Raw genomic sequence first — 12,287 nt, forward strand, 5'->3', positions numbered from 1 at the left:
TTGTTGTCACAACGATACTGGATCTAAAATTAGGCAACGTTGTCAAACCATCGCCTTACCGGCCGGCAGATATGGGCTGAATCGGTGCGAACACGCGCCTGAGCCCATATCTGCCGACCTCTCGGCTGACGTAGTTGGTCTGAGGCAACATGGATCATGCGGCTAGGAACGCTGCTGAATTATGCTTAAACTTTAGCAGCCAATTGGGATTCAGTGATTGGAATTGACACGCAGAATCAAAGCCGGAGGCAGCCAGGGATGTAGCTAGCCGTGTCGACGATGTTAGTCGGCGTCTTTTCCAGCCTACATCGTGGGACGACCTGGAAGCCCGTTCTTTGGCTGGAGGCGTTCCCCCACAGCAAGCGGAATCCCTGGCGGCCGGAGTGCGGCTGTTTTCACTAATCTAATTTTTAAACCGCGCCACAACTTCAGCACGCTTCGATTGCCGCAACAAAATTAGCGCCACCGTGCCATAAATAACCAACGGAATCAGTCCACTCCAAGCTGGTATATTTTGCTTGGGCATGAGCCCACCCCGTACTAACGCCTGGGTATCTAACACGAAATGAAACAAAATCGGCCAAATCAGACTTCCTGAACGCAAATAAGTGGCGCTCTGCAAGAGGCCCAAGCCGAATGTCATCAAAACCTGGGCAATGGTCATGGAAACCGACTGATGCGATAAATTAATTAAATGGCTTGCCGCAAACAATGCGCTACTAAGTAAAACGGCTAACCACACGGCATTCCCCCTACCGACTCGCTGGAGAAACCCGACCAAAATCACACCGCGAAAGAGAGATTCCTCAAAAATAGCCACCAACAGTGCCATCGCAGTCATCACGGCCACGTGATTCACACTTTTCCCATGTGCCAGCTGTGTTTCCAAAATTGACAAGAAAAAGACCACCAAAAATAGCGAAAATCCATTGACTCTGACTTGCGCGCCAAACGACTGGTTCGTTCGTAACTGAATGCGTACCTTCAGCCAATAATGGTTTAATAACCAAAGCACCAACAGCACCGTAATCTCTTCTAAGAGCACTGATACGTTGATTGACAATCCAAATTTTTCAAATAGCATCCCCGCGCCATTCATCACAGCCAAGACTACAAGCCATACGACCACCAAGTAATAAGCTGGCTGTTGCTTTCCCCTACTAAAATCCACTAAAACTCCCCCTTCGTGTGTTCGACATGAATTTAGTATACCGCTAAATTACCCGTCGCCGCGCTAGTTTACGGGTCAAAGGTTCTTTGCGGCTCACAATAACCAACAAAAAACGAAAAAGCCGGCCAATCACTCAGCCGACTTTTCCGTTTTTTTCACATGACATACAGGTCACTCTATATAGTAACAAACTTTTCGACTTCTGGCTTCTTTTCAGCCTCACCGAACGACTAGTACTGAGATGGGGGCGTACTTGGCCATGTAGGCGGCTTGGCTGCCAAAGTGACGACTGACACCCTTTTTCGCGAGCGACCCCACTACCAACAGATCTGGATGAACCTCTGGAATGACATCCTTCACGATGGTTTCCCCGGGTTCACCCTCGGTCACGATTGTCCGCACGTGTTCGACACCTGCTGCTTGCGCCTTTTCCTGATACGTTTGGACGTGGGCAGCCAAATCATCGTATTCGCCGTGCACAAAATCCGTGTTCATCACCTGATAGACGTTCATCACCGCATTTTCCAAAACGGAAACAATGATTAGCTCGGCATCATCGCGCTTGGCTTGGGCAATTGCGTAGTCAAACGCCAGCAATGCATCCGTCGAATCATCAACGCCGACCAGAATTCGTTTAAATGTCGTGGCCGTCATTTTAGCGACCCCCTTCCGTTGTATCCGCTGCCTTGGCCTCGGCTGCCCGAGCAATTGCCAATCGCTTGTTGCCACGATGTAACTCAACAATCGTCCACGTCAGCAAGGCTAAGACTGCAAAAATCAAGAAGTAAGCAATATCGTTGGCTAAAGCTAATTTTGCTCCGGTCACATTGCTTCCGAAGAAATCTTGAACCTGGCCTGGCATCCCCTCAAGGTTCAAACCAGTCAACGCAATCACGGAGAACCAGCCTAATATCTTGAGCCACCAGGAGTTCTTGAACCGTTCGCCCATTTCCAGCTTGCTGTCGGTCATCATCAACAGCGGCAGCATCGAGAATGGTAGGGCAAACGCCAGAAAGACTTGCGAGTTATTCATCAAATCATTCAAGGCCACGTGTTCGTCAATGGCACTCTTGCCGCTGGTCAACATGACGCAGACCAGAACGGGAATGACGGACAGTACCCGGGTAACTAAACGTCGTAACCACAATGGCATCCGCAGGTGAACGAAACCTTCCATGACGACCTGCCCGGACAACGTCCCGGTGATCGTGGAATTCTGGCCTGAAGCCAATAAAGCGACGGCGAACAAAGTAGATAAGACACCCGTTCGCGCCACACTGCTCAACAGACCATTGCTCATCGTCGACGTATCAGATAAGGCTTGGAACAGCCCAAAGAACGATGGATCCTTGACGGCGCCAGTCTTGAAGACGGCAACCCCCATAATCAGCAGCAAGGCATTGACGAAGAAGGCAAACGTCAATTGGATGTTGGAGTCCAGGCCCGCAAACTTAACTGTCCGGGCCACGTCTTCCTCATCGTTGTGGTCAATTGACCGTGTCTGTGCGATTGCCGAGTGAAGATACAGGTTATGTGGCATCACGGTCGCCCCAATGATTCCCAGCGCACCATTTAACGGTGTCATCCCCGCAACGCTAGTCCCCGTCGAGAAGGTCTTGCCCGTAGGAATCAAGCCCCTGAACACGCCACCCCAATCGGGATTGGACAGTGCGACTTGGTAAACGAAGACGAACAGAATCACCATGATGAGGCAAACGACAATCGCTTCAATCTTCCGGAACCCAACTTTGGTGAGTAATAAGAGCAGTAACACATCAAAAACCGTGATGAACACCGCAATAACTAACGGAATGTGGAATAGAAGATACAGCGCAATTGCCGCCCCAATGACTTCGGCAATATCGGTTGCCATGATGGCCAGTTCGGTCAACAGCCAGAGCACAATTCCCAATGACTTACTGGTCCGCGCACGAATCGCTTGGGCTAGATCCATCTGACTCACGATGCCAAGTTTAGCTGCCATGTATTGCAATAACATCGCAATCAAACTTGACATCAAGATGACAGACATCAACAGGTACTGGAAGTTTTGACCACCGGTGATTGACGTTGACCAGTTGCCGGGATCCATATACCCCACTGCGACCAACGCACCAGGCCCTGAGTATGCGAATAACGTCCGCCAGAATCCAATATTCTTGGGAACCTTCACTGTCCCGTTGATTTCTTCCAACGACCGACCGTTGGCATATTCAATCAACTTATGCTTCTTTACCATGTTGCTCCCCTCCCTTTAGGACTAGGCCAAGTGTACGGCAAAATCAGCGTTAGTGGCACTTTTTTTAATCATCCCTAAAAATAAATATGTAAGCGTTAACTTAAACCCAGCAAAAAAGCCGGCCGTGTCGCGTTAACGACACTTCCGGCTTGGGAAAGTTTACTTGACTATCTGACGACCATGACGGAAATTGGTGCGTACTTCGCCATGTAGGCCGCTTGACTCCCGAAGTAGCGACTGACGCCCTTCTTAGCAATCGATCCAATCACTAACAAATCCGGCTGCACGTGAGGAATCACACTCTTAACAATGGTCTCCCCCGGTTCGCCTTCTGCAATGACCATCCGGACACTGGCAACGCCAGCATCTTCAGCCTGTTGCTGATAACGTTGGACGTGTTCCTTTAGCTCATCACGTTCCCCGTGGACGTAATCGCTATCCAACGCCTGATAGACGTTCATGTCATCGTGTTCCAACACGGAAACAATGATCAATTCCGCCGTATCCCGTTTGGCTTGATGAATGGCATAGTCAAATGCCAACAATGCATCGGCCGAGTCATCGACCCCCACTAGAATTCGTTTGAAAGTTTTAGCCATGGTCTACGCCTCCTTGGCAGGTTCGTCTTTACCGGCTGCTAATGCTGCGGCAACGCGTTTACTCCCGCGCCGCAACTCGAGAATCGTCCAAGCCAACAGGGCTAGGATGGCAGCATCTAGGATGTAGGCAATCACGTTTGCAGTTGCCGTTTGGCTAGCCGTAATCGCACTACCATAGAACCCTTGAATGGAAGCGGGCATGTTGATCAGGTTTAGATAAGTCAAGGCTAAAACGGAAAACCAGCCCAATACCTTGATCCACAAACTGTTCTTAAACCGTTTCCCCATTTCTAGCTTACTATCCGTCATCATCAACAACGGCAGCATTGAAAATGGCAAAGCAAACGCTAGAAAGACTTGTGAGTTGTTCATCAAATCATTCAAAGCCTCATGCTCATCCAACGCACTCTTACCACTGGTCAACATGACACAGATCAATACTGGAATCACAGAGATCAATCGGGTGACTAACCGCCGTAACCAGAGTGGCATCCGCATGTGGACAAATCCTTCCATGATAACTTGACCCGTTAAGGTCCCGGTAATCGTCGAATTTTGCCCAGAAGCTAACAGGGCGACCGCGAACAGTGTTGAGAGTACCCCGGTTCGAGCCACACCGGCCAGCACACCATTGCTCATGGTGCTGGTATCGGATAAGGCTTGGAACAACCCAAAGAACGATGGGTCTTTGACGGAACCACTCTTGAAGACGGCAACCCCCATGATCAACAGCAAAGCATTCACGAAGAATGCTAAGGTCAGTTGAATGTTGGAGTCCCAGCTGGTGAATCTTACTGTTCGCGCCACATCTTCTTCATCGTTGTGGTCAATTTCCCGCGTCTGCGAAATTGCTGAATGCAGGTACAGGTTATGGGGCATGACCGTCGCCCCAATGATTCCTAAGGCCCCACTAATTGGCGTTTGACCACCGATTTTTGGTGTGGAAGCCACTGTCTTCATGTTGGGGACTAACCCGCCGAAGACACCGCCCCAATCGGGATTGGACAAGGCCACTTCGTAAGCAAAGACCACCAAGATGACCAGAATCAGACAAACCACGATGGCTTCGATCTTCCGGAAACCAATCTTGGTCAGCAACAAGAGTAGCAGGACATCAAGCACCGTAATGAATACGGCAATGATTAATGGAATATGGAACAATAAGTACAGCGCAATTGCCGCCCCAATAACTTCGGCAATATCCGTCGCCATAATAGCAAATTCGGTTAAGATCCATAATACGATGCCTAGTGACTTGCTGGTTCGGGCACGAATTGCCTGAGCTAAGTCCATTTGGCTCACGATACCAAGTTTAGCTGCCATGTATTGCAGTAACATCGCAATCAAACTTGAAATCAAGATAATCGACATCAATAAGTATTGGAAATTTTGACCACCAGTAATCGACGTTGACCAGTTACCTGGATCCATGTATCCCACTGCGACTAATGCACCAGGCCCGGAATACATGAACAATGTTTTCCAGAACCCTTTCCCCTTCGGTACTTTAACGGTACCGTTAATCTCTTCGAGCGAACGCCCATTGGCATATTCAATGAGTTTATGTTTCTTCGGTGTATCACTCAAAATCAAGACCCCCTTCTGTTTCCTACAAACCCAATTGTACCCCAAAATTTGATTAGTTCAATATCTTTTTTAGGGTAGCTTAACTTTATAATCTAAATTAGTTAATTAATTATTACTTGCTGTATGCGGTTTCATTACCAGCAAATCAAGCTATACTTTTATTGTTATCGGCGTGATCAACCGGCTGAAATTTATTTTATTATTTTAAAAAAACGCCTATAATCAGGCGTTCTCCCCCTAATTTAACCGCTATTTTCAAATACTAGCTGATAAAAGTTTGCAACCTTTCCCATAGTCAGTTAGAATTTTAGTCGTTGAATATTATTTTTAGGGGACCATAAATTTTAACGACTTTTCTAGCTACTTCATCACCAGTGGCTAGATTCATCTGGGGAGTGAGTCACATGTTAAATCATCAGAATTCTTATCTTAAAATCATTGCCGAGTGTAGCTTTGCTCGGCCCCGCGTCAGCAATAAACAAATTATTCATTTCGCCAACGTTTCACCAGCCACCGTCACCGAAACGACCCGCATCTTGCAGAAAAAGGGACTCGTGGATCGCCACCGTTATACCGGCGTGACCCTCACCGCATTAGGGGAACGCCTCGCATGCCAACTCCTCTACAACTACCGGCTCTGTGAAGTCTTCATGGCCGAGCACCTACGACTCCCTTTAAACGCAGTTCCTGCTCAGGCCTGGGCCGTCGCCGCAAGCCTAACATCCGAAACAGCAATTGCCTTAAACGACTATCTAGATCATCCGCAGCAAAGCCCATTTGGTGGTACCCTCGATACCACACAAATGATGGCTGACACTGACGTCACACGACTAAGCGACGTTACTGAACCTGCCACCATCACATTGACCAGCTATCTGGAAACGCCGGGCCTTATCGACTATCTTCAACACCTCCAGTTACCCCTCGGAGTCACCCTAAGCGTCCGCAAACGCGATTCGGCCCTGAACCTCATCTACCTAGAAACGGCCCAGCAGCGTGAAATTACGGTCAATTTAAACGCCGCCGACTATATCTACACGGCGCCGGCAGAAACGCCTATCACCGAGTCCCTGATTACCAACCAAACCATCGGTGAAAACTAAGCTTGTGGAGATGGTATTTTCAGGGCTTCAAATTGAAGATTGCACCGTTTCCCAGCCCCTATCCGTCGGCTGGTAAGGTAAAAATCTTAGCTCTCAGCATCGTTGTTACAACCGTCATAAGTGGCGTTTGGCAATTTTCACCCTGCCTTTGAGAGCGCACAAAAAGCGTCAATGAACGTTCGTACCTGCCTAGCCCACACTAGTCGGCTGGCACAACGTTCATTGACGCTTTTACTTCTGTTCAATTCAGAAATTACGGCTAAGAATTTTAATCGTTAGCCACACTCAGTTCCGACAATGCCAGACCATACCAGTAGGATTATTGAACAGATACTACCAGAAAGTTGGTGACTTGGCCTCAACCCCAGTTAGCGGCGGAAGTCGCAGATGCACCAGCCGCGATACTGCCATTAGGCGGCACTCAAGCACGGCCACCTTGACAAATATATCTATCATTAACGACCGTTAGCCGCCATAGTAGCGGAAGTGGCACTGTCATCATTCGTGGATGGCAACCGCTTCAAGCCAACACCCGTGAACCCACTGAGAATGGAGAAGACTGGTGAGAAGAGGCTAAAGAAACAGAATGGCAGGTAAGCCAGCGTGGAAACGCCCAGCGTGTTGGCGGCGAAGACCGCAGCAACACCCCAAGGAACCAAGTAGTTGATGACGGTCCCACCATCTTCAAGGACCCGACTTAAGGCCAAGTTGTCAAGACCCTTGTCGTTAAAGGTTTGTTTGAAGGCTTTCCCAGGCAGGATAACGGAGAGGTATTGTTCCCCGACAAAGATGTTGACGCCGATTCCGGAAAGAATGGCTGCGGTGACCAGGGACCCACTCCCTTTAAGCCGCTTAGCCAACGGCACCATGGCTGTTTGGATAATGTTAAATTTCATCAACAGGCCACCCAACGTTAACGTCAGGATGATCAGAGAAACCGTGGCCATCATGGCACTGATGCCACCCCGACTCAGTAAGGCATCAACACTGCCGTTACCGGTCTTAGAAACGAACCCAGATTCAATCATCGTTGCCACACTGCTTAATGACGTTGAAGGCTTTTCGATGAAGAGCATGACAATTCCTAAACCAACGTTTAACAGCAACGTTTCAATGGCTGGAATCTTCCGCCAAGCACAGACGAACATCACGATAATTGGTAAGGCGGCCCACCAGGTAATGGAGAAGTTAGCATTTAACGTCGCAACCGTCGTGTTGATTTTCCCCATGGCATTGGCATCGGAAGACCCCGTACCAAGGATGAAGTAAAGGACAAGTGAGACCACGAAGGCTGGAATCGTCGACCACATTAAGTTTTTAATATGCGCAAATAATTCAGATTCAGCAATGGCAGAAGCCAGGTTAGTCGAGTCGGACAGTGGTGATGTCTTGTCCCCGAAAATGGCGCCGGAGATGATGGCCCCCGCAACTAAGGCTGGGTTAAAGCCCATCGTGGTTCCCATCCCGAACAAGGCGATCCCAATCGTGGAAATGATGGTAAACGCACTCCCGATGGAGGTTCCGACAATGGCACAGACCAGGAAGACGGATGGCACGAACCATTGGGCTGAGATTAAATGAAAACCAAAGACCATCATGGACGGGATGATCCCAGCGGCGATCCAAACACTGATCAACGCCCCAATTAGCAGGAAGATAAAGATGGGAATGATCCCCGTCTTGATGCCGTCGATAATCCCGTCATGAATTGTATCCCAATCGGCCCCACGAACCTTGGCCCACAGGATGACCAATGCAATGACCAACAGAACTGGTGTAGTCGGGGATAACCCGAACTTGATGACCCCAGTTCCCATGATGACTAACATTAACAGTAAGACAATAATTGCTTCGCCAAATTTAACTGGCTTGACCGCTTTCTCTTCATTTTTCATTTGAATCGCTCCTCTTTTATGCCAAAATTTATGTAGAAAAAAATCGTCCCCGTTGCATGTTCTGCAACAGGGACGATTTGATTTTAAACCGTGGTACCACCCAGCTTGAGCCACTGGTTCTAGACCCAGTCACTCCACTCACTAGAAGGTAACGGCTCTAGTTATTCTCCGCCTGGCGTACCAGGACGTTCCACTGTATTTCGACGTAATCACCCTGATCGGTTCGCAGCAACCACCGACTTTCTGACACACAGATGACACGCTACTTGGTAATGGAATTTAGCGTTCGTTATTCGATTGACATTGATAATAGCACGATGAGAAAACACCGTCAACCTCTAATTTAATTTTTATTATTGAGCCGTTCTGCCAGCATTTCCGTAAAATCACCGGCGTACCGGCTTTGACAGCCACTGTCGACCAGATATGATTAACAATCAAAAAAATTAATTGGCATGAAACGCGCTGGGATATTCAATCATCCCACCAACGTTGGCTAAGGCCCCAGGCGTCAACGGTTTGATCAGGCTACTGCCCATTGGAATCGGCAAGCTGTTATGAATGGCAAAATCCTCGGCCATGACGTATCCCCGCGCGCCGTAAAAGTTCATGTCGCCAACGACACTGATAGCAGAAAAGCCAGCTAACCGTGCGCGCGTCTCTAACTCACTCAGCAGTTCACTCCCCACACCTTTGCCTTGCCAGTCTGGTGCAACGGCCAAGGGTGCTAAGGCTAAAATCGTACTCGTGTGGCGATTGCCACGAATCGTGACCGGCGATAATAGCCCATAACCCACGACTTCAGCCTCCGTGTGTTTCGTAACAACTTCCAAACTAGGTTGATAATCGTAAGTTTTACGAAGCTCATGAATCAAGGGGACCTCGTCGCCACGACTCTCTTCGACGGGCGCAAAGGCTGCCGTTATTAGCGTGTCAACTTGGTAATAATCTGGTCGTTGAACCGTTTCAAAACTTAAACTCACTTCATTACCTCTCATTTCTCAAAAACGTTAACCGTCTTGACCTTCATGGACCGTCGGAACGGTCGCTGCTACTGGCACATGATTCGCTGGTTGTCTACTTAGACGACCAGCTATTAGCCGTCATTTAAATGATGATAGCTAACCATTTGACGAACAATCTTTATACTATCGATATTCACAACCGTTAAGGCTGACTTTGATCCTGACATAACACTGATATCAGTGTTATGTCAGGCCTAGTCGCTCACTGGTAACTGTAATAATAGCAACCACAACTATCAGCAAGCCGCAGGTGTGAGACCGTTTTAATGGTTGTTATGGTCGCGCACTAATCAGATCCGGATTGCGGCCAGCCCACACTAATTTAACAGTGTTGACTCTTTTCTATACTGAATACTGTGTTATTATACACGACTGAAATAAGATTGCGAGAAATTACTAGACCATTTTAAGAAATCGCTTGAAATTACCCCACCCGACCCCGTACACTAGTAACAACCTTACTACAGAATCGAGGGACTTCATTTGACGCATAAACAGCGTTGGGCCGCTATTTCAATTGCGATTTACGCGGCCTTTGTCATCGCCGCCGTTTGGATTGGCTTCTTAGATCCCGGTCAGATTGGACTAGAGTGGACCATCTTCTGGTACTTTGCTATGGCGGGACTGTGCTACTACTTTTACTTTAAGAACGTGAGCTACCGTGAAGTGGTCTATTACGCAAAACAACTAGACCTTCATAAGGAAGACCTAGTTGCTTTAATACCACATTTAAAGGAGACCCAGGATGTTCCTGACCCGGATCGACCAATTTTTTTAAGTCCCTTTGCAAAAGTGCCGATTTCAGTGGTCAATCAGCTGACTGACCAACTGGAACCCCGCGCGAAGGCACAACATATTGCGCCTTACCGCTAGCCTACTTCTTACGGCTAGTGTAACTCTGAGATTGCTTTAACCAGGCTTCATCGTCTGGGTTAGGACCCACACGTTTGCCGGCGTCGAGGGCTGCAATGGCCTTCATTTCGTCTTCGTCCAGGCCAAAGGCAAAGATGTCGCGGTTTTGTTGAACCCGTGCTTCGTGAATCGACTTAGGAATCACGATCTCTGCGCGTTGAACGTGCCACCGTAAGATAATTTGGGCGGCACTAACGTCATGTGCCGCTGCTAATTCACTGATGACGGGGTCGCTGATGGCATTGTTATTCCCACCACCAAGTGGACTCCAAGCTTCATGCAGGATACCTTTGCTTTCCAAGTAGGCGTGCATCTCGTCTTGCTGCAGATACGGGTGCGTTTCGATTTGGTCCACAACGGGCTTAACCGTGCCGTGTGCCAAGACATCGTCCATCTGCTTTTGGTTGAAGTTGGAGACACCGATGTTCTTGATCTTACCTTCCTTGTACAGGTCTTCCATCGCCCGCCAGCTTTCTAGATAACCAGGTGCTGGCCAGTGGATCAGGTACATGTCGAGGTAGTCAAAACCGAGCTTGTCTAAAGTTTCTTGGAAGGCTGCCTTGGTTTCGTCATAGCCCCGCACAGCGTTCCAAAGCTTGGAGGTCACGAAGATGTCCTCACGCTTAACGTTGCTTTCGCGGATGGCCTCACCGACCCATTGTTCATTGCCATAATATGCAGCAGTGTCAATGTGGCGGTAACCCGCAGCTAACGCCCATTTAATAGAATTCTTTGTGTCTTCAGCGTTATCGACTTGAAACACACCGAGACCTAACTGGGGAATCCGGTTGCCATTGTTTAATGGTAAATCGGGAATATCATTGTGCACTATAAAAACCACCTTTCAAACTTTGTTTCACTCTCTATCATACAATATCCAAATGAATTTCGCGGTGCAAATGATTGAAAAATGGTCGAAATCAGTGTTAAAATTTTCTTCTACTAGCGTTTTGCGGTACTATGAAGAGTGTGGTAGTTTGTCGTCTTGGCGGCAAACTTGTTTTTTCACACCGTTCTAGACATGGAGGTTTTTCAGTTGAACAACCAAGAACCAAAATCACGCGTACAACGGTATAACTTTAATCAGGGTGATCAACCCACTCGCCGCCAGCAAAAAAAGCCGCGGCGGTGGTGGCCGTGGATCATGACCTTATTAACGCTGGCCATCGCTATCTTGCTGGTCTTAGCCATTACGCATCACAACGATTCCGCTTCAAACACTACCGCCTCATCGAGTACCAGCGCTTCCGTTGTCGCGAAATCATCGTCGACCTCGGAACAAGCTGCTTACGATAGTTTTAAACAAAAGGTTAGTCAGTATAACAACAACGGCATCACCGTCACGCAAAAACAAAAGCTACAAAATATCATTAACGATGAATCTAACGACGCCGTACAGGACCGCGAACAGAAATTGCTAGATAAGACCCAAACGAAAAAGAGTGCCGTCTCCAGCAGTAGCTCATCCGCCGAAAGTACGAGCAACGCGTCAGATAGCACGTTTGCCAGCACCCACACCTTCTCGTCGGTCAACGACGCTCAGAACTGGGCACAAGCTTCCAAACAACAATGGTTGGCTGCAGGCTACACGACCTACACCATCACTTCGGACGGTCAGGGCAACTACACCCTGCAGTTCGTTCGGTAACCCTTATACGCTAACGAATGGCCTTTTGGCTGTTCGTTAGCTTTTTTTTCGAGTATTAACCATGAGCTAAACATTAGCACTCATCTGGAATTCAACGTCTGAAAATTA

General features: G+C 48.3%; 11 protein-coding genes. 3 read left to right on the forward strand and 8 right to left on the reverse strand.

The window, feature by feature from the left end; genetic code table 11:
• Positions 1-403: 403 nt before the first annotated feature.
• The 5 genes from EKM89_RS00280 to EKM89_RS00300 all read right to left on the reverse strand — a co-directional run bounded on the left by EKM89_RS00280 (position 404) and on the right by EKM89_RS00300 (position 5,596).
• Entirely contained in the window at positions 404-1,171 is a 768-nt protein-coding gene (locus tag EKM89_RS00280) for a CPBP family intramembrane glutamic endopeptidase (RefSeq protein ID WP_125685158.1), read from the reverse strand.
• 219 nt (positions 1,172-1,390) lie between these two features.
• The gene (locus tag EKM89_RS00285) at positions 1,391-1,825 is read right to left on the reverse strand and encodes a universal stress protein (protein WP_125685159.1); all 435 of its coding nucleotides are present in this window, start codon (positions 1,823-1,825) and stop codon (positions 1,391-1,393) included.
• A gap of 1 nt (position 1,826) precedes the next feature.
• A complete protein-coding gene (locus EKM89_RS00290; protein WP_125685160.1) occupies positions 1,827-3,410 on the reverse strand; it encodes an Nramp family divalent metal transporter in 1,584 nt (527 codons plus the stop codon).
• A gap of 167 nt (positions 3,411-3,577) precedes the next feature.
• On the reverse strand, positions 3,578-4,009 hold the full coding sequence (locus EKM89_RS00295; RefSeq protein WP_125685161.1) for a universal stress protein: 432 nt from the start codon (positions 4,007-4,009) through the stop codon (positions 3,578-3,580).
• A 3-nt stretch (positions 4,010-4,012) separates the two neighbouring features.
• Complete coding sequence (locus tag EKM89_RS00300) at positions 4,013-5,596, reverse strand: Nramp family divalent metal transporter (protein ID WP_125685162.1); 1,584 nt, start codon at positions 5,594-5,596, stop codon at positions 4,013-4,015.
• Between the two features lie 404 nt (positions 5,597-6,000).
• Between EKM89_RS00300 and EKM89_RS00305 the strand changes: the two genes are divergently transcribed.
• Positions 6,001-6,699 carry a metal-dependent transcriptional regulator gene (locus EKM89_RS00305; RefSeq protein ID WP_125685163.1) on the forward strand — a complete coding sequence of 233 codons (699 nt, stop codon included), beginning with the start codon at positions 6,001-6,003 and terminating at the stop codon, positions 6,697-6,699.
• 455 nt (positions 6,700-7,154) lie between these two features.
• On the opposite strand, the gene nhaC is transcribed toward EKM89_RS00305, so the two are convergent.
• Together nhaC and EKM89_RS00315 are read right to left on the reverse strand one after the other, a co-directional pair.
• The gene (gene nhaC, locus EKM89_RS00310) at positions 7,155-8,594 is read right to left on the reverse strand and encodes a Na+/H+ antiporter NhaC (RefSeq protein WP_125685164.1); all 1,440 of its coding nucleotides are present in this window, start codon (positions 8,592-8,594) and stop codon (positions 7,155-7,157) included.
• 446 nt (positions 8,595-9,040) lie between these two features.
• On the reverse strand, positions 9,041-9,577 hold the full coding sequence (locus EKM89_RS00315; protein WP_125685165.1) for a GNAT family N-acetyltransferase: 537 nt from the start codon (positions 9,575-9,577) through the stop codon (positions 9,041-9,043).
• A 525-nt stretch (positions 9,578-10,102) separates the two neighbouring features.
• On the opposite strand from EKM89_RS00315, the gene EKM89_RS00320 reads away from it, so the two are divergent.
• Positions 10,103-10,492, forward strand: coding sequence for a hypothetical protein (locus EKM89_RS00320; RefSeq protein WP_125685166.1), 390 nt, complete (start codon positions 10,103-10,105; stop codon positions 10,490-10,492).
• A 1-nt stretch (position 10,493) separates the two neighbouring features.
• Here EKM89_RS00320 and EKM89_RS00325 read toward each other — a convergent pair whose 3' ends face one another.
• Positions 10,494-11,360 (reverse strand): aldo/keto reductase, encoded by an 867-nt coding sequence (locus EKM89_RS00325; RefSeq protein ID WP_125685167.1) that lies wholly within the window; start codon positions 11,358-11,360, stop codon positions 10,494-10,496.
• A gap of 207 nt (positions 11,361-11,567) precedes the next feature.
• On the opposite strand from EKM89_RS00325, the gene EKM89_RS00330 reads away from it, so the two are divergent.
• Positions 11,568-12,179, forward strand: coding sequence for a hypothetical protein (locus tag EKM89_RS00330; RefSeq protein ID WP_125685168.1), 612 nt, complete (start codon positions 11,568-11,570; stop codon positions 12,177-12,179).
• Positions 12,180-12,287 lie beyond the last annotated feature (108 nt).

This window comes from Levilactobacillus fujinensis (genome assembly GCF_003946335.1).
Classification (GTDB): Bacteria; Bacillota; Bacilli; order Lactobacillales; family Lactobacillaceae; genus Levilactobacillus; species Levilactobacillus fujinensis.

What these genes read in the sequence shown, in the direction of transcription:
- nhaC (WP_125685164.1), bottom strand. Translation starts at nt 8,594, where the DNA reads ATGAAAAATGAAGAGAAAGCGGTCAAGCCAGTTAAATTTGGCGAAGCA.
- EKM89_RS00285 (WP_125685159.1), bottom strand. Translation starts at nt 1,825, where the DNA reads ATGACGGCCACGACATTTAAACGAATTCTGGTCGGCGTTGATGATTCG.
- EKM89_RS00290 (WP_125685160.1), bottom strand. Translation starts at nt 3,410, where the DNA reads ATGGTAAAGAAGCATAAGTTGATTGAATATGCCAACGGTCGGTCGTTG.
- EKM89_RS00295 (WP_125685161.1), bottom strand. Translation starts at nt 4,009, where the DNA reads ATGGCTAAAACTTTCAAACGAATTCTAGTGGGGGTCGATGACTCGGCC.
- EKM89_RS00305 (WP_125685163.1), top strand. Translation starts at nt 6,001, where the DNA reads ATGTTAAATCATCAGAATTCTTATCTTAAAATCATTGCCGAGTGTAGC.